Raw genomic sequence first — 21,861 nt, forward strand, 5'->3', positions numbered from 1 at the left:
TACGTTGTGCCTCGAGGAAAAAGAGAACCCGCCCCGCAGAACTATCGGGCGGGTCCTCGGATGCAATCTCGGCCAGAGCTTAGAATTTCTTTGTCAGGCCCAGTTGGACCAATCGGCCAAGCGAGAACGTGCCACCGGGAAGATAGCCCGGCTGCCCGGAATCGAGATAAACCGGCGGGTCTTCATCGAAGATGTTATCAAAGTTTAAGGTCAGGCTGAGACCATTGGTGAGGCCATCGCCCTTGAAATCGTAGCCAAAGTAGAGGTTTACGATGTTGAAATCGGAAACCCTCTTCTGACCCGCCACATTCGCGCTGCGCGTGTAACCGGGCGTCAGGTTCCACGTTGCTTGCGCGCGGAATTGGCCGACCGTGGTCCCAAGGTTCGTCGAAATTCTGTACTTCGAGTTATCGAATTCCAGGACATCGAACCAAGCAATCCCGGGGCGCGACTGGTTCTTCTGGGTCAGGCGATAATTACCGGCGACGCGGCCGTCGATCGCCCCCCAACTTGTCGAAAAGTTGAAGTTGGCAGAAAAGTCGATGCCCGACAGCTTGGTTCGGCCCAGGTTCTGGGCACGCGTGTCCAAAAGGACCTGGACGGGCGTCGTCGATCCGCCAGCCCCGAGGAGAAGCGCCTGACTGGTCGAGGTGGGATTGGCCAGTGCCACTCCGACACCCGTCGAAGGGATTGTGGCCAGAATGGCAGCGACTTGTTGGCCCGATGGCTGGAACAGCCAGAGGTCGGGATATCCGGTGTAGAAATCGGTCAGATTGGATCCGGTGACCGGACGTCCGATCGTACCTTTGAGGTCGATATTGTAATAGCTCGCGCTCAAAGTGATCTGATCAACTGGCCGGAAGTCGAAGCCCGCCGACCAGGTTGTCGCTTTCTGAGGCTGCAGATCTGGAACTGCGCCGTTGAGGTAGACGCCTGCGGCCGTCGCGGAAGCACAAGCCGGAAGGCCTGGCGTTCCGCAGATTCCCGGAGTGGTTGGCGGGAACTGCAGAAAAGCGCCGGGAATCTGCTGGGCGATCGATGAGAACACGCCAAGCTGATCGGCAGGCGTGGCTGCATTGAACGACTTGCCCCAATTTCCGCGAAGCGTCAGCATGCTGAACGGGACAAAGGTGACACCAACCTTCGGATTGAAGGTATCGCCGAAGTCGTTGTACTTGTCATACCGTCCCGAAGCCGCCACGACGAGGGACATATCGCTGTCACCGCCGCCCAGGACGGGGATTTGCAGCTCTCCGAACAGTGATTTCACTGTCTGCGTATAGGACTTGGGCGGAAGCAGCACATAGGTCGTGACGTTGGAGGTGCGCTGCCGCATCGTATCGGTCGAATATTCCGCTCCTACGGCCGCGCGCAGATCGCCTGCCGGCAGGGACAGGATAGGACCGTCAAGAATGGCGCGGAAGTCAGCATATTGGTTCCGGCCGATTCCAACATCGTAACCAACGATGCTGTCGAGCACTGACTGACTGGTGGCGGCTACATTGTAAGGGTTGAGCGCGCCGGTATTCGCGGCATTCTGCAGTTGAGAGTTCCCCCGCGCATTCACGAGCTGCGCATTGCGGTAATCAACCGTTCCCTCGCCGTAGTTGGCAAGCGCCCGCAGCTGCCAATCACTGCCAATCTTCCACGTCAGTTGCGGGGTGATATTCCAGGTTTCCAAGTTGGTGTTCTGCGTGCTCGAGCGTGGCCCCAAAGCATCGGCAAGGCTGAAGCGGACGGTCTGGCTCATCCCGAAGCTGGGGTCCCCCGCCGGGAAAGGGTGATAATTCGGATTCGAAGGGGCGAGCGTCACCATCGATTCCGAGCCGGTACCGAGTTGTCCGTTGCCGAGCGTGCCATTGTTCCCGCGAATGTTTCGCTGAGCGTAATAGACCTTCACATCAATGCGAAGGTCGTCATTCAGGTTCTGCATCAGGCTGGCGAAGACGTTCTGCGACTTTACGCTGGGATAGATCGCGACGTCCTGGGCGTAATCGCAGGTGACCGGCCCCCCTGCAACCAAGCTCGAACCATTCAGTACGTACGATCGGCTCCCCGCTGCAACATTGACGCCTTCCGCGCAGTTGCGACCGGTCGGAATGCCGGTCAGCGGGTCGGTGCGATGCACATAGTCGCGATCGGATCCAAAGATCGCATCGTTCTTCGAATACCGATAGGCGATGTAGGCCGAGCCCGTGCCCCAATCCTTACCGGCGATGCCGCCCGCCTGATACGAAGTGTAGCTGTCCGCAAAGCCGACTTTGGCATCGATCTGAACACCGTCAAAGCGACTGCGCGTCATGAAATTGATGACCCCGCCGAGTGCGTCCGAGCCGTAAACCGCCGAACCGCCGTCGGTCATGGCTTCCACGCGTTCGATGACGAGCGGAGCAATGAAATCCGGGTCGACAGCAAGCTGGCTGATGCCAAGTGGCGTAACCCGGTGACCGTCTAGAAGCACCAACGTCTGCGCGCCGCCGCTGGTATTGGCGCCGGGAAGGTTGCGAAGGTTTGGACGGGCGATGGGGATGCTGCCATTGGAGCCAGCAACGCCGGAAACCCCGGATTGAACAGAGTTGAAGAAATTGCCGACGGTTGGAAGGCTGGACAGTAGCTGGTTGGTCGTTGCCGCGCCGGTTGCTTTCGCTTCATCTCCCGAAATTCCAATAACGTTCGAGCCTGCCGGCGCGATGCCTCGGATCAGGGTACCAGTGACGACGATTTCGGTTTCGCGAGTCGCAGCGGGTTTTTCGCTCGGCGGCGGTTCGTCTGATGATTGAGCCCATGCAGCTGCCGGGAGCAATGCGGCCAAGGCGACACTCGCCAACGCGCAGCGCTTCAATCGTGAAGAATTCACGCTCATACTCTCTCCCTGTTTTGTTTTTATAAAACTGGCAGGTGAGATGAACTCACTCCCGGCTTTTCAGGCCGTTCTTTTGAGCTGGAATGAAAAACCTAAGATGGGATTGGATGTAGTCGCACCTACCAACCGAATGGTTGCTTGAGCGCAATTGCACGTCAAGTCGAGCTTGCGTCATATCATCTGCAGGCAAGCCAATATCCTCGCTGGTCAAGTAGAGCGCACGGCGGTACGCGCGGTCGGGTCTTTCAGCCTGACCGCGCGGCGGTCAATCTCCTCGGGCTGAGATACGCGCCAGCACAAAAACCAATGGGTCCGGTGAAATCGACATTACTGTTAGATCGCGCTTTACTGATCCAATGACTGAGGAAATTCGGACGCTTCGAGTGGGACGGGGTCCGGCAGGCATTCACGCATGGTCTCACTCACAGCCCGTAGTAGTTCGGCCTCGTTGACGAGTTCGTGCTTGCCCCAAATCAGGCTGATCGCCATCGGCCGGCCCGCCGGTTGACGCGGAACCAGCGCGGAAAAGCCGAACGCTTTCGTCCCAAATCCGACGGGGCCCATGACGTACCTGCGGTCACCAGCCTCATTGATCTGGCCGTTCAATTCGGCCACGTGAAACTTGCCGTGTTCAGGTGCCTCTGCGTTCAAGCGCCGAAGCATTCCCTCGCGGCGATGCATTGGGAAGGTGGAGAGCATCATCCATCCTGCCGCGCTGTTCTGGACAGGATCCTTCTGCCCCCCTGAGAGTTCCCGCGTGGCAGCCATCGCGTAGGGTGAGTGGCGCCAGTGTACGATCTGGCAATCCAGTCCAACCATCGCAGAGAGAGCCACGGACAACCCCGTTCTGGAAGCCAGAATGTCGATAAGTCGCACAATGCGACCATCGCGGACAAACTCAGGCTGGCCGGACGTGCCGATCAATGCCGCACGAGGTGTAGGTTGATAGGTGCGTGCAGCAGGGTCCTTGCGTAGCAGACCCAGTTCAACCAAGGATGACAGGAGTTCAGACGTGCTTGATTGGGGGCGGTCATAGCGGCGGACGATGTCCATGACCGTCGCCTCCCGGTGCGTGTCATCGAAATATTCGAGGACCTCGACCACTCTGCGGGCGATCTTTGATTTGTTCGCCAAATGGGACGGCACTGATGATCCATTCATCGGTCTTTCCTCTCCACAATCAGGTTGCTCGCTTGGCCCCCGAGAGAATACAAAAAACGAGCATATCTCATTTTATACTAAGGATGGTTAGTATATAGGCAAAGTCAAAGCAAGCCCCACATCGCTGAGGGCTCGACGACACGGTAGAGGGATGCGATCGGCGGTGGTCGAGGTCAGTGGGGGCCAATCGCCAGCCGCTCCCATGCCCATGGGCCTAAGAGGCCCGGACGGCCGTCATCGTTAGGGTTTGCATACAGGCACGCTTACGCTCCTGAGCAGGGTCCTGACGAACGCCAGGTTTGGCGCGAAATGTTCGCGCAGTGAATTTCAAAAGGTTTTTTGATAGCAATTCCGCATGACCACCGACATCCGTAGCCTCCGCAGCCTGATCGTGCTGGCACGCCGATTGAATTTCTCCCGAGCAGCAGATGACTTGGGGATGTCCCAGCCCTCGCTTAGCCGAACAATCCAAGCGCTCGAACAGAAGTTAGGCGTACGTCTTTTCGATCGTGACCGCGGCGGCGTTCGCCCAACCACTCAAGGTCGCTCGATCATTGAGCGGGCTACCGCTCTCGTAGCTGACTTCGATGATTTTGAACGTCAGGCGCGTTTGGCGGCCAATGGGGACGGTGGACATATCAGGGTCGGTATGGCGCCTCTGCCTGCTCATGCCCTTCTGTCGTCCGTATTGGCCGAGCGAATTGATAGCGGTTCGCTCGTTGCGAATGAAGTCTTGGTTCGCAATATGGAGGTGCTCTGGCCGCTGCTAATTGCCGATGAGATCGAGTTCATAGTCGCTGCAGAGGGGCAGATTCCAGAGAATGTGCGCATTCGCGGCGAAGTGCTCGGCTATTTTCCCCTCGCGTTTATCGTCAGGCAGGGCCACCCCTTATTGGAGACGCCGCCTGCAGCGAGTCGATTTCCGCTGTTCTTGGCCAATCGCAAGGGAATAAGCAGCGACCTCGTGACCAATAACCGGGGTTGGTTCCGGGGCGCCCCCCCATATCGTCGAGGATTACCAATCGTTATCGCGGCTTGTCCTCAAATGCGACGGTATCTGGCTTTCCTCTCCGTTTGCCTCCATCCCGGAACTCGAAGCAGGAAAATTGCAGGAATTGCCCACCTCGGGTGAAGCAGAAAGCCCGCGGCTACGGATGATGTTCTACTCGCTGGAGCGCAGATCTTTGTCGCCGGCGGCGCGAAAATTCAAAGAAAGCCTGTCGCGTCAGATAAAGCGCTTGGAAATCCAATACGGTCAGCTTGGGAGTGCTGATCTGCGCTACGAAAGATGACTGCGCTCAAATGTCCACGCCGAGGGAACCTCTAATTTCGGTTGCCTGATTGGCAATGTCGTCCCTCTGTGACCGACTTGAACTTATGTCAAAAGCAAATCAAACATGGCCCTGTTATGCATTGGACAGCCCAAATGCCCTCTGCAACTCTTGGGGTAATAAGGAGCGCGACAATGGGCAATTTGGGCATTTGGGTGTTGGGCGTCACCGGCGCCATTCTCATCGCAGAGATTGCGACGGGCCGTCACAAAAAGGTGTACAGCCGCAGCGATCATCTGGTGAACTTTATCTGCATTGTGGTGGGTGCGGCAGTACGCCCACTGTCCGCGGTGATTGTCGCGTATCTTATCGCTGCCGTCGCGCCGAACGGAAAAGGAGCACTGGCCGGAGCGCCGTTCCTGCCGTCGCTGCTTGCAATCATCCTGTTGGCAGAATTTGCAAACTATTGGGTCCATCGGCTTTCGCATGAATCTAAGGGCAAGCGGTATCGCGACTGGATGTGGCGAATGCATCGCACGCATCACACCGCAAAATATGTCAACGTCATGCTCAATTTTCGAATCAGCCTTTTTTGGGGCTTCCTGTCCGGACTGACTTGGGTGATGTCACTGGCAATCTATGTGGGCCAGGCCAAAGCGGCAGGCTTTGCCATCGCTGCGTTTTCCTTCTGGGGCATATTCACGCACAGCGACTTCCGCTGGGATGACATCATTCGCCGCCATCGTTTTGCCGGCCCTGTCTTTCGCGGATTGGAGCATATCCTCATCTCGCCCGGCATTCATCACTCTCATCATGGCTACGGAAAAGATGGCGGCAATTACCGCAATTATGGGATTTTCCTCAGCATCTACGACTGGATGTTCGGAACGCTCTACACCCCGAAAGGCAGGCCGTTCCGCTACGGGATTCCGGGGGCCAATCCGCACTGGGCCGACGATGCATTTGCGCCTTTCAACGTGGGTAGTTGGGCTGTGGCGACGAAATCCCGAAGCGGCAGCAAAATGGACCCTGCCGAATAGACAGTGGAGGCCTGGTTAAATCGGATTGGGCCGGCTCCCGATGTCCGGGCGTCTTCAGCGCTCCAATGCATGGTGCTATTCAAGAAGTGTCGTAATGCGTTTGATGGCCAGTTCGGCAAGTGGCGAAAACATACGCCCTTTCAGTGACGCTGCATAAACGGTCAACGCGCTCGGCAGAAATCCGGGAACGCGGATTTCCTGTAGACTGCCCTGCGCGAGCTCCGTTTCGACAAACGCTCGGGTGCAAATGCATATGAGATCGGTTCGCATCACCGCGTCGCGTAAAGCGTGGTAATTGTCGCAGAAGAACCGGACTGGATTGAGTAAATCGCCCATCGCTGGCAGATCGACAGAACTGGCCCACGAAAAAACTGCCAAATCCTCATTGGATAAGCTTCCCTTTTTTAGTGCCAGTGGATGCCCTGCCCTTACCACGCAAGTTGGATAGATCGTACCGAGCGGCACGCGATCGACGTCATCACCGGGGTCAAGCTGAGTCTCTGCAAAAAGCAGGAACTCGATCTGGTCGCCTTTCAGCTCTTCCAACAGGACGGGAGCGCTGCGGATAGAGATGCACAAGTCAATTTTGTTAGGTCCGGCACAGAAGTGCGAGGCGAGGTCTGCCGCAAGCTGGCTCGCAAGGAGTGGCGGCAGGCCTATCTTCAGAAATCCTGATTGGCCATTGGCGAGCAGCCCCATGTTGCTGTCAAAAACCCGCATAGACTGCAGCAGCGGCTCCGCCAGCGCGATGACTTGCGCACCGGCTGCAGTGGGGACAACGCCGTGGCCGACCCGGGTGAAAATCGCAAAGCCCAGAAGCTTCTCGATCGTCGAAATGCTGCGACTTAGCGCAGGTTGGCTGATGTGCAGCTCGTCGGCAGCGCGAGAGAAACTGCCGCACCGGGCTACGGCAATCACCTGCTGAAGTTTGTTGGAGGATACGTTCATAACCATTGTGCATAGGTATACGAAAATTCGGCATTGGACAGGCATTGGGTCACTCATCCAGTCGCCCTGCAAACCCGCGAACGGCTCTGTCTTGCGAGGCCGGCGGGTCGAGAGGAAACCGGGTGTCGAACCCAACGCACGATCTCGCTGCGTAACTTGGGCGCGGCACCGCTTCACACGACGTCAAGGATCATCACGATGGGCTCCCCAATTCTCGATTGCTCGGATATCGACCAGTACCTCGGCAAGGCGATCACATCCTCGCGCCTGCGCGAACCGATCGCCAACAACGACATCCGTCGTTGGGCGCACGCCATGCACTATCCCAACCTAGCCCATTATGACCCCACCTATGCGCAGGCCACGCGCTGGGCCAAGATCGTTGCACCACAGAGCTTTGCCTGTGCAGTGGATGACGGCATGGGCACATCTCCCGCCTGCGTTGGCGGAATCCCTAATTCGCACTTGCTGTTCGGCGGCGAGGAATGGTGGTTCGAGGACTTCCGCATTTCTGGCGGAGATTGGGTCTACAATGAGCGCATTCCATTGGATTACGTCGTCAAGGAAACCAAACTTGCCGGCCCGACCTGTTTCCAGCGCGGCGACAATTTTTACACTAACCAGCATGGCCAGCTGCTGGCCAAGCAGCGCTCGACAGCGATTCGCTACAATGCGGAAGCCGGCGGTCACAACGTCAACAAAGGCGAATTCGAGGAACCCGAATGGTCTGACGACGAAATCGAAGCGCTGGAGGAGCGCAAGCTCGGATGGATCCGGATGCTACGTAAGCTGGGCCATCAAGAGCGCTGGTGGGATGACGTGAAGGTGGGCGACCAACTCGATGAGCGCGTGTTCGGTCCTCATTCCATCGCCAGCTTCTCAACTGAATGGCGCGCTTGGATCATCAACACTTGGGGGGCGCTGCAGGTCCGCAAGATCGACATGGTGGCTCTCGGCTTCACCCCCGAGATGGCGGGATGCGAGAACGATCCCGACATGTTGCTCGAGAACCCCGAGATTACCGACGGTGCCTACTACGGGCCCTCGCGTGGGCATTTGTTCCCCAAATATCCCCGCAAGATCGGCATGCCGCGCGCGTACGGCTACGGCGGAGCCATGGGTGCCTGGGTGATTGACTTCCTGTCCGGTTGGGCAGGCGAGCACGGCATGGTCGTACACTCGGTTGCCAATTTTCGAGGGCCCGCCCTCTCCGGCGATGTGACGATCCAAACTGCCGAGGTGGTCGACAAGACCGTGGACGATCGTGGCCGACACCTCATCCATGTGAAGCATCATATGGCAAATCAGAAAGGCGTCACCATGGCGACAGGCACTGCAGAGATCGCCTTGCCCAAACGGCCGGACAACCGATGACGGGAGCCGCTGATGCCGATGCCATGAGCTATCAGGGCTCGGTGACCGGACGGCGGACCTGAAATGAAGACCCCTGAGCTGGACGTTGGATCAGCCAAGCAACGTCCGGCTCGGGAAGAAAAAAGCGCAACATCGAGGAGAGAGAGATGACCGGCAAAACAGCACTTGTAACCGGAGCGGCATCAGGGATCGGCAAGGCCTGCGCAAAGCGCCTCGCCCGCGACGGGATGGCGATCGGCGTGCTGGATATTCTCTTCGACGACGCGCAAAAGACCGCTGACGAAATCGTCGCTGAGGGCGGCCAGGCGATCGCGGTTCAGGCGAGCATTGCCGATCGCGCGCAAGTGACATCCGCCGTCGCGCGGATCCGTGACGAATTTGGGCCGATCACGGTCCTCGTCAACAATGCCGGCATAACGGATACCACTCCGTTTCTTGAGATCACCGACGAGCGTTGGGAGCGTATCTACGAGGTCAACGTGAAGGGCACTTTCATCGTGACGCAGGTAGTCTTGCAGGACATGATCGATGCCGGTTGGGGGCGCATCGTCAACATGTCATCCTCCAGTGCGCAGACCGGATCGGCGGGCATGGCGCCCTATTCGTCGTCAAAGGGGGCGATCATCACGCTCACGCGTACTCTCGCGGCTGAACTCGGTCCGCTTGGCATCACCGTCAATAACATCCCGCCGGGCATAGTGATGAACACGGTGATGTCGGAAGCGAACAAGGAGAAATTCCCGATCCCATTGGAGACCGTGCGCAACATGATCCCCGTGCGCCGCACCGGAGAGCCTGAAGACATTGCCAATGCCTGTTCGTGGCTGTGCCTTGACGCCAGCAGCTATGTCACTGGACAGACTCTCGGCGTTAACGGAGGCCGCATCCCCTCCTAACATCTAGAATCCAGACTGGTGCCTTCTGCTCGGCGACAAGACCGATCGATCAGAGGGCCCTATTTGGTCCTGCCGGTCGGTTTGCGATCGGCGAAATCTGATCCTCAAACCTGACACTCGCGAACAAGCGCGAAGCTCTTTTCCATGTGCTCCGAAAAGCCGTCCTCTGCCGGATGGAACGTCCACAAACGCTCGCTATCACGGATCGCGTCGATATTGTCGCCAACGGTATCGATGCTCCAGTCCGGCCGGTAGAGCCCCTCCGTCTCGGTGATGAAGGCGCGCGCGACGCGTCCGCCCATCGAGACGTACATCTCGCCTGTAACCGAGCAGCTCTCATGCGCCAGCCACCCGACGACGGGCGCCACGAGTTCGGGCCCCATTGGCGGGTACCGCGAGATGTCGAGGCCCTCGGCCATGCGCGTCACCGCGCCGGGCAGGATGATGTTGGACTTCACCCCCCGCGCCGCGCCTTCGATCGCGACGATGTTGTTGAGGCCAATCATGCCGGACTTTGAAACCGCGTAATTCACCACGCTGGGCATCGAATAGAGCCCGCCAATCGATCCCGTCAGAACGACGCGTCCATAACCGTCCTTGGTCATGCGTTCAAACGCCGGGCGAACGACGTGAAAGGCGCCGAGCAAGTGGACATCCACCACCGCGCGGAAGTCCTCGTAGCTGATCTCGTCCAGCATCGCGAAACGGTTGTTACCGGCGTTGTGGATCAGCACGTCGATCCGGCCGAAAGCATCCAATGCGGCCTCGATGATGGCCTTGCCGCCTTCCGGCGTCGCCACGCTGTCGGTCGAGGCAACCGTTTCATATCCGGCATCGCGCAGGGCCTGGGCTGCCTCCTCGGCAGGTCCGGCGTCCGATCCGCTGCCCGACAAGGCGCTGCCATTGTCGTTTATGACGACCTTTGCGCCGAGCGAGCCGAACAGTTCGGCATAAGTGCGGCCGAGCCCGCGCGCGCCGCCGGTAATGACGACGACCCGCTCATCGAAACGACGTTCACTCATGATGCTCTCCAAGTTGTGTCGCCGCCCGGCCGCGTCCCGACTTGCGGGTCCATTACGAACGTCGCGATCACCCGGCGCTTTTGACCTAGTTCGAGCCGATCGCCGCCGATCCGTTGGTCAGCCAGACACAGTGCTGTCATCGGAACTTCGCGCCCAATTCGATGCCGTAAGTAACCGGCGAGTTCCAGACGGAACCCGTGCCCAGCGTGTTGAACAGGACCTGCGAGCGATAGCGGCGATTGGTCACATTATCCCCGAACACTGCGACCGTGTAGCGATCGGAGGGATCGGTCCACTCCGCCCGCAGCGCAAGGACTTCGTAGCCTTTCTGGCGGAACTGCTCGGCAGGATCGAAGTAGAAGCTGGAAGTGTAGTAGAGGTTGCCCGATAGCGTGAGTTTGCCGCCGCCAAGGTCAAGGCCGTAACTCGCCCCGATATTGCCGGTGAATTCGGGCGCCCGTTGCATCTTGAAGCCCGAGGCATCGGTCGAGGTCTGCGTCAATGCGCCGGGTCCGGAACCGCCCAGTGAAGTCGGGATACAGGCCATCGAGTTGGTGAGATCGATGACCGCCGGATCGCAGTAGCTGTAATAGGGCGCGTTGGCGAACGACTTGTAGCGGGCATGCGTCCAGGATGCGCCAGCCAGCAGCGAGAACGCGCTGCTCACCTTGTAGCGCAGCTGCGCCTCGATCCCGTAGATTTCCGAAGAGGCGGCATTTCGGATTTGCGCAGTGCCGTTCTGGTAGCTGGAAACCTGAAGGTTTTTGTAGTCGTAATAGAAACCCGCAAGATCGGCCGAAAACACCCGGTCGTCGTACTTGTAGCCCACTTCGAAGGCGTTGATCTTCTCAGGCTTTACCGGTTGCTGCGAATAGCCGCCCACGTTGAGGATGCCCGCCTTGTAGCCCTTGGTGTACGAGGCATAGACGCTCGATTCCTCGCTGGGCTTGAAACGGATCACCGCGCGGGGCGTGAAGCTGTCGTTCTTCAACGTCGCGACCGGGATGTGGACGCCGGCGCCGCCTGTCCAGGGCACCACCTCGCCATTGGGCCCGGTGTAGCCGGTGGTGGTGAAATTGGTAATGAAGAAGGCATCCCCAACCGTATCGTGGCTGTAACGGCCGCCCAGCGTCAGGAACAGCTTGTCGTTCACCTCATAGGTCGCGTCGACGAAGGCCGCGTAGGACTTCGTCGTCGTGCTGGAGCCGCCGAACGGCAGATAAGGCGATCCGCCGAAGCTGGCACCAATGTCCCAGGTGTCGCGGATCTGGAAGTAGTTGAGGCCTGCTGTCCATTGCAGCCGCGATCCCGGCTTGGAATTCACCAGGAATTCCTGGCTCCAGGTTTCGTCATTCACGCCCACATAGATGTTGAACATCGGGATCGCAGTGGCATCGAGATCGCCGTAATAGGGCGATAGATCCTTGCGATACTGCGTGTACGAGGTGAAGTCCGCAAAGCCCAGATCAGCCTTCAGCGTCGCCTGAAGCGCATCGGAATTCGACCGGAAGCTCACTGGCGTATTCAGCAGCACATCGCCCGGCTTGGTCGCATAAGTGCCCGAAGGCGCGTAGAAGTAGACGAGCGGCAGCCCCTTGGAACTGGACGTTCCATAGATTGCCTGACCGGCCACCGAAACCTTGTCGAAGAAGCCGGCACTACCGGTCTTGTCGACATCGGCGTTGACCAACTGGGTTGTGGGATCGTTGGTCTCCGCGTGGACCCAGCGCAAGAGCAGGGAAACATCATCGGTCAGGTCGGCCTTCATACCGACACGAAGCGACCAGTCCTCGTACTTGCCGATGTTGTCGTTGCCGTTCGAAAGGTCCGTGAAGTAGCCGTCCCCGCGCCGATAGAGCCCCTCGACATCGATCGCGACCCGGTCGCTGATCCCGAAGGTGGCGTAAGCCTGTGCGTTCAGCGCGTTGAAACGACCATAGCTGATTTTCGCCTCTCCGCTCGTCTCGGTGCTGGGATCGGCAGTGGTGACGATGATCGCGCCGCCCGTAGTATTGCGGCCAAACAGCGTGCCTTGCGGCCCCTTCAGGACCTGGATGCTGCGCACGTTGAGCAGGTCGAAGTCCGACATGTAGGTGTTGGCCTGGAAGAACCCGTCGACGTAAATGCCGACGTTGGGGCCGCCACCGGAGGTCGTAATCGCCGTGCCGACACCGCGAATGGTCGGCTGGACGGCCGGCCCTTGCGTATCGAACCGCAGGCCAGGAGTGATCTTCGCCGTGTCAGACAAGCGCTCCACGTTGGCTGTCGCCAACTGTTCGGGGGCCAGCGAGGTAACGCTGATCGGCACATCGCGGGATGCTTCCGAGCGGCGCTGAGCGGTGACCACAATTTCGGACGCTACCGGCCTGCCGGGGTCGCTGTCTGATTGTTGGGCTAGCGCCATCTGGGGGCTGCTCACTAGCCCGCAAGCGACCGCCAAAAGCGAAGCTGATCGCGCAGTGATACCAATCATGAAATCCTCCCGTCGATGCGCGAGGGTTTCTGCACGCGTTTATGCGCCTCGCGATCCGCCTTTGGCGTTTCGCTCAGATGAAACGGTCACTCGGCCTAAATCTTGATCGATCATGACAAATTGACACCTACCGTCGAACTTCGCCGACGCGATGCTACGGGCTTTACGAGTAGATTGGGCAATACGTCCAAACCTGCCTCCCCAAGTCCGTCCTTCCCGACATCAATGGCTCCCGTCAGACCAGAGCCTCGACATGAATTTACGCACTTCCCGCGTGATGTGATGCTCCTCCGGAGCTCCGTGAAAATTCCCGTGTGAAGCCGCTTCGGTGACGTGAAGTTCGGCCTCTACGTCCGCTGCACGCAGCCTAGCGTGCATCCGGACCGTATCGGATAGGAATAAGTCTCGCGTTCCCGTACTCAGAAAGGTGGGAGGAAAATCCTCAAGTTCCCCGAACAGCGGCGAGAGATACGGGTTCCTATAGTCCCCCCCAGGTGCATAGATTGTGGTGATCGCGTTAAGATCGTTTCCCGTGAGGACAGCGTCTAGCCCGCGATTGGCATAAAGCGTATCGCTTCCGTTGGTCATATCGAGATGCGGCGTGTGAAGGATCAGCCCCGCCGGAAGCAACAAACCTTCAGCGCGCGCGCGGTGCATCAGCGCAGCTGACAAATTGGCACCCGCCGATGCACCGCCGACAACGATATTGCCGGCGCCATGGCGCTCGACCAATGAACGGTAGACCGCAAGACAATCATCTAGCGGCGCTGGATAGGGGTTATCTGGCGGAGAGCGATAATCGACCGAACACACCCGGATCTTGAGGTCCCCTGCTACCCCGATCGCCTGGGCTCGGCAGGCTTCGCCAAACCCGATGATGTATGCCCCCCCATGAATGTCGAGCAAAATGCGCGGGTCGGCATGATCCCGCTTGGCGGGCACGACATCGTAAACTCGGACGCCCTCGATCTCACTGTCGATGCATGTGGCGTCAACTTGTGCGGCGCGCGCCTGCATGGGCCCGATGATTGCTTGGTTCACTGCATTGGCATACCGCCGCCAGCTCTCGAGATCGGTCACCTTGGGATAATCGGGAAAGACGCGCGGCGGAGCGGTCAGGATAGCGCGCGCTTCGGCGCTAATCCCCGTCGGTACGGGTACGTCGCGGGCGGGAACGTGCAGCATCATGGCCTTGCTCCTTCAACTGACCCATCGGGCTGTCCCACATCAATGCGGTAGTTGGCACCATTGATGAAGTCGGAAAATCGACTGGCCAGGAAGCCCGGTCTATAACCGCACAATCAAAGGTAGCGGTGTGAGATGGCGATAACAGTCTCGCCCTCGGGAGAGATGCTGCGTCTGCCGTCCGCCTATCGCTAGCTCGGTAGACACAGCACAGACCTCGCCCACCACGATATTCGATAGATGATTGCGATCATCAACTGTTGGGCGAAAGTCCTGCACGACGAGATCTCGGCCGGCTGCCGAGTTGATCGAGTGCATCTGCATTTTGGTAGCCCCAAGCATAGAGCAGTTCGATCGGCTCCACGAACCGCCTGCCAAGCAAGGTGAGACGGTATTCCACCGCTGGTGGAACAGTGCCTTGCACATGGCGGGTAACCAGGCCGCTCGCCTCCATCTCTCGCAGCGTCTGGGTAAGCATCTTTTTCGATATCCCAGGCACACTGCGGAGCAGCACGCCGGTCCTCGCCTTGCCGTCCAGACGGACGTGAAGAACGTGCAGAAGCATGCTGGTCCATTTCGAGGCGAACAGTTCCAGCACGCGGCGCGGTGCGCAGTCTTCGCGCCAACTGTCATCGATAAAGGAAGCGTCCACGTGGTTACCTTATGGTGCCTATGTTCCAAAAAGGTGCCGTCTAGTACGATCGGCTGCGCTTGCCTAGCTATTCGCCGTAATCGAACTGGAGATTGATTGTATGGGCAGCACGGCACTGGTGGTGGGCGCGAGCGGAATCGTTGGGAGTGCGATGGCGGCGCTGCTAGTCGAACAGGGCTGGTTAGTTCACGGCTTGGCGCGGCGGCCCGTGCAGCAGACCGGCGTCGAGCCCATTCCAACTGATCTGCAGGATGCCGAGGCAACCCGGGTCGCGCTGGCCGGCCTGCGCCCGGACGTAGTCTTCATCACGACCTGGCTGCGACAGGAAAACGAAGCGGACAACATACGCGTAAACTCGGCTATGGTGCGTAACCTGCTCGAGGCACTACGCTCTGATTGCGCGGCACCGCGTCATGTCTGCCTTGTCACCGGGCTAAAGCATTATCTCGGGCCGTTCGAGGCTTACGGCCAGGGCGTTCTCCCGCGGACTCCGTTTCGCGAAGAACAGGGGCGCCTCGATGTCGACAATTTCTACTACGCGCAAGAGGACGAGCTATTCGCTGCCGCCGAGCGCGATGGCTTCACTTGGAGCGTGCATCGTCCGCACACCATCATCGGCCAAGCAGTCGGCAATGCGATGAACATGGGAACCACCTTGGCGGTTTATGCGACGATATGTCGTGAAACGGGGCGACCTTTCCGTTTCCCGGGTTCGGCTGCCCAATGGGAGGGCCTTACTGACATGACCGATGCTGCTCACTTGGCGCGGCACATGCTTTGGGCCGTGGAAACGCCTTTGGCAGCCAATCATGCGTTCAACGTCGTCAACGGCGACGTCTTCCGCTGGAAGTGGATGTGGGAGCGGATTGCAGCGTGGTTCGGGTTGGAATCTGCACAATTCGACGGCAAGATCATTCCGCTGGAAAAGCAGATGGCACAGGATTCTGCCGTTTGGCGCCACATCGCGGAACGAGAGCGTCTCGCGGAGATGGATATTGGACGGTTAGCCTCACCATGGCACACCGATGCCGATCTTGGTCGACCGATTGAGGTGGTCACCGACATGTCGAAGAGCCGGCGATTGGGCTTTACGGCATATCAGCCAACTGACGATGCTTTCTTCCGGCTCTTCGAGCGACTGAAAGCCGATCGGTTGGTCCCATAGCGGCCGGCCGCAGGGGGGCGTAAGGCCTGCTAGCCTCGCGTCCCCTGGCGCTAATAGCCATGCCGGGATTTTGATCGAGACCGGGCGTGGTGGCGTCTCATCATAACCAGCGTTTACGCGTAAGCCTGGTCTGTAAAAGCAACTTCGACACGAGCTTACGCCCTTCCTCAGTGCGAAGGAGCGTGACAGGCAAACCGTCTAGGGCCGGGACAGGCCGATCAAACCAATCGAGGAGGCAAGCCCTTGCGTCGAAGCCCTCGGGATTTCCCGTCTCCTCGACCATCGTTTCAAACTACGAAAGCAGCTCTGCAAAGCCCGTGAGGTGGCCAATCTCCCCTATGGAGCTGTGCTTAGTATCCACTATGCTTGATAGATCATGGCCTACTTCGATCCAGATCATAACAAGCTCCGCGCCCTCAAGCTCATTCGCCGATCCGAGAGCATGTCCCGTGCCGAACTCGCAGCCGCGCTCGAAATCACTAAAACGTCGGTTACAGGTTTGGTCAGTGACCTGATCGATAGAGGCCTGGTAATCGAAGATCGCACCGTCGCGCTGGGCAGGGGCCGTCCCAAAACGGCGCTGCAAATCAACGCCCAGGCCGGCTTTGCCCTAAGCCTATTCCCCGTCCTCGATGGGCCGACACCAGTCGATATCGTCGATCTGAAGGGTACACCCGTTTCATCTCACAGTATCGATCTTGGCGGCCTCAATGGGTTGGAAACGTTACCCGCCAGGATAAGCGAGGCTCTCGAGGAAGCTCTGCAGAGCACCTCCGTACGCCGACAATCCATTAGCTGCATCGGAATCGGCCTACCTGCCTTGGTCGACCATCGGAAAGGGATCGTCCACTGGTTGCCAGCCTTTCAGGATAAGGGGGCCATTCCCCTTAGGCAGATGATTGAAGATCGGTTCGGCATAGCAGTTACGATAGATAGCCGGACGGCGACCATTGCACGGGCTGAACATTGGTTCGGGCATGACAGTGATCTGGACACTTTCACCGCCATTTCGCTGCTCGACCTGGGAATCAACGCGGCGCGCTATCGCAATGGACTGCTCCAGACCGGGCACAACGGAATGAGTGTCGAATTCGGCCACGTCAAAGTCGCGTTTGCGGGCGGACGGACCTGCAGTTGTGGTGGCTCAGGGTGCTTGACGACTTATGTCGGAGGCAACGGGATCGTGACGGCGCTATTTGAAGAGCGAGGACTGCCTTCTCCCCCGCCTTCGGAGCGGGCAGGAGCGCTCAGGCAGGTTTGTGCGGAAGCCATTGCGGGTGTCGAGGACGCAGGCGCGGCGTTTCGCTCTGCCGGAGAAATTCTTGGGGTTGCGGTCGCAAGCCATATCAATGAGCACGACCCCGGCCGCGTCATCATCACCAGCAGCATGCCGGAAATCCCACGATTGTTCAGCCAATCTGTAATGAAGGCGGTAGAACGTGAGTGCTTGTCGCCGATATTAAAGCGAACGAGGATTGAGTTTCGACTCCTATCCCAGAGCGACTACTGGAAGGGTACGGCAGCCTTGGCCTTGGAGCATATTTATCGCGAGCGCGGAACGCTCCGATAGCTCAACTATAGCCCCTCAAAGCTATTTTGTGAGTTGACCTCACTAAATGCTCCCGTTTAGGAAGTGAGCACATCGCATACGTGGGTGAATACCCACGCACGCGGTGCGTAATTCGTCTTCAAACGCAGCGGACGGAGGCGACAACGCCACTCTGCATTCAGCTTCAGACCGCATCGATCTACTCGCCTCCACCGGCGGGCACCGAATTGCGCTCTGTATGCGGTCAGGGGAAAATCAGTCGCAATGTTGCCTGCAGCCAACCGAAATCTCAAAAACAACACTGCTCTCGCCGCGTCTTCGGTGATCGCGCTTGCCATGCTCAGCGCACCTGCGCGCGCGAAACAAACAGAGCTCCCAATGGCCAACCCTGATATCGTTGTGACAGCGCAAAAGCGCAGCGAGCGCCTGCTGGACGTCCCCCTTGCGGTTGCCACGCTGTCAGGCGATCAACTCGCAGCCAGGCAAATCAACGATACAAGAGCGCTGACGCTCGCGGTACCATCGCTGACCTTTCAGCAGGCCGCCAATCCGGTCGCCAGCAGCTTTCGTATTCGTGGCGTCGGTACGTCACTATTTGGCCTCGGTACAGAGCCGGCCGTCTCCCTGGTAATGGATGGGGTAGTAAGTGCTCGGCAGGCGCAAAATTTTTCAGATTTTGCAGATATCGAGCGCATCGAAGTCTTGAGAGGGCCCCAAGGCACCCTGTTCGGCAAGAACGCCACTGCCGGCGTCATCAGCATCATCACCCGCGCGCCCTCGAAAGAGTTCGAGGGACAGGTATCGGCTACTGTGGCGGAAATGGGCGAATATCGGCTTTCCGGAACCGTCTCGGGGCCAATCACAGACAATTTAGGCGTGCGCCTCTCTGGCTACTACAACGACGTCGGTGGCAATCTCGATAACGTTCTCACCGGGCACGATGCCAACAGCGAGCGCAATTGGGGCGTCCGGGGCAAGGTGGAATGGAGCCCAACCAGCACTTTGACGTTGTTGCTTTCGGCCGATTACCGAAAATCTGACGCAAATTGTTGCCAGCCGGTCCTAGTTCAAGCGAACAATCCGCTGCGGCCACAGGTGGCCGGCCCCGTCTCAATCGGCCCCGACAACAGGCAGGTCTGGAATAACGACCTCACCTTGGCTGACAGCACCCAGCAAACGTACTCGCTCAAAGCTGACTGGGATCTCGGTGGTTCCACCGTCACATCGATATCCGCTTATCAAATCTACCACCTCACCCAAAACCTGGAGGTAGACAACATGGGCTACGAGAAGCCGATCTATATAAGCCCGTTCGCCACCGCGCAAATGAGCCTGAATTTCGGTACGACCGATCTTCATAACTTCAGCCAGGAGCTGCGCCTCGCGTCCAATGGACAAGGCAATCGTCTGACCTACGTCTTTGGTGTCTACTACAACGATCTCTCGGTCGACCGCTATTTCGCGCGGCGCCGAGCGGTTTGCTCCACTGGCACATTCGGACAGCCCTGCCCGGCTCCAGCTTTCCAATCGCTTGCCAGCTTCTCCGAACTCTCGAACAAGAGCATAGCCGGCTTCGGGCAGGCAGAGCTTAAGGTTGTCGGTAATCTCAGCGTCATCGGGGGAGCTCGCGTCCAGCGAGAAACTCTCTCAGTCTATGGGCAAACCCTAGGTCCGATCGTCGCAGGCGATAGCTACTTCGGTGGGGTGCCTAGCGATTGGGCAGGTCAATCGTTCAGGAACACGGGGTTCAGCGGCAAAGCGGGCTTGCAGTATAAATTCAGCCATGACGCTCAGCTCTACGCAACCTATACCCGTGGTTACAAGGGGCTCGGCCTTTACACCGACATTGGAACAAATTTCGCCAGCCAGGCGCCGGTGCGCCCGGAACACGTTGACGCATGGGAAGTCGGTTTCAAAGGGCAAACATCGGACGGAACCTTAAGTTTTGCCGCAGCCGTCTATCTGGCTGACTATACCAACCTCCAAGTGCAGACAAACCGATCGGACGCCGTCAGCGGTGTCATCGCCTTTGTGCCGACCAACGCCGGATCCTCGCAATCCGAGGGCTTTGAAATCGAAGCGACTTTACGGCCCAGTCGCGAGTTCTCGGTCAATGCCAGCCTGGCTTACACGAAAGCGAACTTTGATATCGATGGGCTGAATTGCCCCTCACAGTTCCAGGCCACGGCGCCGACGATCGCCTTTGGCGCGGCCCGCCCCATCAACAGCTGCTATCGTTACCAGTATCGCAACGCTGCTGGCGCACTGTTGACGAGCGGACCGGTGCAGGATGTGCGCGGTGGGACGCTGCCGGCATCCCCGGAATGGCGGATCAATGTCTCGCCGGGCTACGAGCGAGCGTTTGATGATAACCTGATCGGCTTCGCCCAACTCGACCTGACATTCCAGAGCGGTCAGCAATTCGCCTTGGAACAGGACCCGCTGCAGCGGACCGATGCCGTCGCGCTCGTCGATCTCTCCGTCGGAGTTCGGCAAGGCAAGAAGGGTTGGAGCGCCGCAGCTTTTGTCAAAAACCTTTTCGACACAAACTATTACACGGGTGTGTCGCCTACCGCGCTGAACCCGCTCACCCCTGCATTGATTGATGTCTACGCCTTCCGGCCGAAGAATGCCGACCGATACTTCGGCGGGACTGTGGGCTTCAGTTGGTGATCCGCTAAACAAATTGGGAGATGGATATGTTGGTCAATCGTAGGATTATGCTTGGACTGCTCGGCTCGACCGCCCTGTCCGCTATGATTAGGCCGAACCTGTTGTCGGCGCGGACTGCTCGCAAACCGAATTTCATCGTCATCTTGTGCGATGATCTTGGTTACGGGGACATCCAGCCAACGGGTGGCAAGACTATACCCACTCCCAATCTCAATCGGATGGCGCGAGAAGGCTTGGTCCTCACCGACTATTATGCGCCGCAAAATCTCTGCACCCCCTCGCGTGCCGGTCTGCTGACGGGCCGCTACCCGATCCGCAGCGGCCTGGCGTGGGGTGTGATCATGGAGAACGACAAGCGTATTCTTCCCACCAGCGAGGTTACCATCCCGCAGGCTCTGAAGCCCGCGGGCTACATTTCTGGTCTCTTTGGAAAGTGGCATCTGGGCCACCAAGGACCGGACTGGCAGCCGAACCGCCACGGTTTCGATTATTTCTTTGGCATTCCATATAGCCACGACATGGCGCCGCTATCGCTTATCACTGATACGAGCCCGGATGTGCCGCCGGTTTTCGAGCCTGCAGACCTCAGTGAGTTGCAGCAGCGATTTTACAATGAGGCCATCAAGTTCGTCGAAACGAACAAAGACCGCCCATTCTTCGTCGAACTCGCCCTCAGCGCGCCGCACATTGAAAACTATCCAAACGCCAAGTACCGCGATCCCAAAATGGCGAGTGCATACGGCGAGGTGGTTGAGGAGATCGACGGCATCGTCGGCAGACTCTTGGCAAAATTGCGCGAGTTAGGGCTGGAGAAGGACACTCTCGTCATCTTCACGTCGGATAACGGCCCGTTCTTCGAAGGCTCCTCTGGCGTGCTGCGCGACCGCAAGGGTGGTGCAGGTTATGACGGCGGCTATCGCGTGCCATGCATCGCCTGGCAGCCGGGGACCGTACCATCTGGCCGCCGCACCAATTCCATCGCAATGGGCATCGATTTCTTACCCACCTTCTGCGCAATGGCAGGATCGGCGAATCCGGCCTCGGTCGTTCTAGACGGCAAGGATATCAGCGGCCTCCTAAAGCGTGGCGAACCATCCCCGCACGACGCTCTGTTCCTATTCGACGATGAAGAAGTGACCGGCATAAGAACGCAGCGTTGGAAATGCATTTCCCATGCCGACTACCACGGCCACATCTTGCCAATCGATCGCAAATACCCCCAGCTTTACGACGTCGTCGCCGATCCCAGAGAGAACTACAGCGTACACCAGCGCTACCCCGAGGTCTTGGCAGAGATGCGTAATAGACTGGCCGAGGCGCGCTCTACCTTTGGTCCGCTCAAACGAGGTATGCCCTCGTTTAGCGGGCCCGCGCGCGTGGGGACGTCGCGTCAACAGGACTAATAGATTTGCTTCGAGCCTATGTTTTGTTTCGCCACTATTCCAAGCGCCTCGGCGATGGAAGCGAACATCGAAGATGTAGGCTCGACGCCGCATTGACAGCGGAATTAAATGTACTACTCGTAGTTCTATCAGCAAGGACCTCCCTCCTTTGCTTGTGCGAACCGCAAGCCCGCTGACTACCTTGCC

The 21,861-nt window shown here is 58.5% G+C and carries 16 protein-coding genes; 8 read left to right on the forward strand and 8 right to left on the reverse strand.

Going from position 1 to position 21,861, the window contains the following annotated elements:
- Positions 1-79: 79 nt before the first annotated feature.
- Positions 80-2,863 (reverse strand): TonB-dependent receptor domain-containing protein, encoded by a 2,784-nt coding sequence (locus ACZ1JC_RS04540; protein ID WP_465139104.1) that lies wholly within the window; start codon positions 2,861-2,863, stop codon positions 80-82.
- A gap of 345 nt (positions 2,864-3,208) precedes the next feature.
- Positions 3,209-4,024: a helix-turn-helix domain-containing protein gene (locus ACZ1JC_RS04545; protein ID WP_465139103.1), complete on the reverse strand. Its 816-nt coding sequence runs from the start codon at positions 4,022-4,024 to the stop codon at positions 3,209-3,211.
- Between the two features lie 355 nt (positions 4,025-4,379).
- On the opposite strand from ACZ1JC_RS04545, the gene ACZ1JC_RS04550 reads away from it, so the two are divergent.
- Positions 4,380-5,156 (forward strand): LysR family transcriptional regulator, encoded by a 777-nt coding sequence (locus ACZ1JC_RS04550; protein WP_465139102.1) that lies wholly within the window; start codon positions 4,380-4,382, stop codon positions 5,154-5,156.
- A gap of 333 nt (positions 5,157-5,489) precedes the next feature.
- A complete protein-coding gene (locus tag ACZ1JC_RS04555; RefSeq protein WP_465139101.1) occupies positions 5,490-6,335 on the forward strand; it encodes a sterol desaturase family protein in 846 nt (281 codons plus the stop codon).
- A 75-nt stretch (positions 6,336-6,410) separates the two neighbouring features.
- Here ACZ1JC_RS04555 and ACZ1JC_RS04560 read toward each other — a convergent pair whose 3' ends face one another.
- The gene (locus ACZ1JC_RS04560; RefSeq protein WP_465139100.1) at positions 6,411-7,283 is read right to left on the reverse strand and encodes a LysR family transcriptional regulator; all 873 of its coding nucleotides are present in this window, start codon (positions 7,281-7,283) and stop codon (positions 6,411-6,413) included.
- Between the two features lie 198 nt (positions 7,284-7,481).
- Between ACZ1JC_RS04560 and ACZ1JC_RS04565 the strand changes: the two genes are divergently transcribed.
- Positions 7,482-8,657: an FAS1-like dehydratase domain-containing protein gene (locus ACZ1JC_RS04565; RefSeq protein ID WP_465139099.1), complete on the forward strand. Its 1,176-nt coding sequence runs from the start codon at positions 7,482-7,484 to the stop codon at positions 8,655-8,657.
- Between the two features lie 146 nt (positions 8,658-8,803).
- Entirely contained in the window at positions 8,804-9,553 is a 750-nt protein-coding gene (locus ACZ1JC_RS04570; RefSeq protein ID WP_465139098.1) for an SDR family NAD(P)-dependent oxidoreductase, read from the forward strand.
- 104 nt (positions 9,554-9,657) lie between these two features.
- Here ACZ1JC_RS04570 and ACZ1JC_RS04575 read toward each other — a convergent pair whose 3' ends face one another.
- The 4 genes from ACZ1JC_RS04575 to ACZ1JC_RS04590 form a co-directional block, all read right to left on the reverse strand.
- Positions 9,658-10,575 (reverse strand): SDR family NAD(P)-dependent oxidoreductase, encoded by a 918-nt coding sequence (locus tag ACZ1JC_RS04575; protein WP_465139097.1) that lies wholly within the window; start codon positions 10,573-10,575, stop codon positions 9,658-9,660.
- Positions 10,576-10,711: 136 nt separating this feature from the next.
- Positions 10,712-12,979 carry a TonB-dependent receptor gene (locus tag ACZ1JC_RS04580; protein WP_465139096.1) on the reverse strand — a complete coding sequence of 756 codons (2,268 nt, stop codon included), beginning with the start codon at positions 12,977-12,979 and terminating at the stop codon, positions 10,712-10,714.
- A gap of 291 nt (positions 12,980-13,270) precedes the next feature.
- A complete protein-coding gene (locus ACZ1JC_RS04585; protein WP_465139095.1) occupies positions 13,271-14,236 on the reverse strand; it encodes an alpha/beta hydrolase in 966 nt (321 codons plus the stop codon).
- Positions 14,237-14,486: 250 nt separating this feature from the next.
- A complete protein-coding gene (locus ACZ1JC_RS04590) occupies positions 14,487-14,885 on the reverse strand; it encodes a winged helix-turn-helix transcriptional regulator (protein WP_465139094.1) in 399 nt (132 codons plus the stop codon).
- Positions 14,886-14,985: 100 nt separating this feature from the next.
- Between ACZ1JC_RS04590 and ACZ1JC_RS04595 the strand changes: the two genes are divergently transcribed.
- A complete protein-coding gene (locus ACZ1JC_RS04595; RefSeq protein ID WP_465139093.1) occupies positions 14,986-16,050 on the forward strand; it encodes an SDR family oxidoreductase in 1,065 nt (354 codons plus the stop codon).
- A gap of 100 nt (positions 16,051-16,150) precedes the next feature.
- Here ACZ1JC_RS04595 and ACZ1JC_RS04600 read toward each other — a convergent pair whose 3' ends face one another.
- The gene (locus tag ACZ1JC_RS04600; RefSeq protein WP_465139092.1) at positions 16,151-16,333 is read right to left on the reverse strand and encodes an antitoxin Xre/MbcA/ParS toxin-binding domain-containing protein; all 183 of its coding nucleotides are present in this window, start codon (positions 16,331-16,333) and stop codon (positions 16,151-16,153) included.
- Between the two features lie 93 nt (positions 16,334-16,426).
- Here ACZ1JC_RS04600 and ACZ1JC_RS04605 point away from each other — a divergent pair, with 93 nt between their 5' ends.
- From ACZ1JC_RS04605 to ACZ1JC_RS04615, 3 genes are all read left to right on the forward strand, one after another.
- Positions 16,427-17,620 (forward strand): ROK family protein, encoded by a 1,194-nt coding sequence (locus ACZ1JC_RS04605; protein WP_465139091.1) that lies wholly within the window; start codon positions 16,427-16,429, stop codon positions 17,618-17,620.
- 243 nt (positions 17,621-17,863) lie between these two features.
- Entirely contained in the window at positions 17,864-20,272 is a 2,409-nt protein-coding gene (locus ACZ1JC_RS04610) for a TonB-dependent receptor (RefSeq protein WP_465139090.1), read from the forward strand.
- A gap of 26 nt (positions 20,273-20,298) precedes the next feature.
- Entirely contained in the window at positions 20,299-21,675 is a 1,377-nt protein-coding gene (locus ACZ1JC_RS04615) for a sulfatase family protein (RefSeq protein WP_465139089.1), read from the forward strand.
- Positions 21,676-21,861: the final 186 nt, after the last annotated feature.

This window comes from Sphingomonas sp. BL-S-28 (assembly GCF_055521515.1).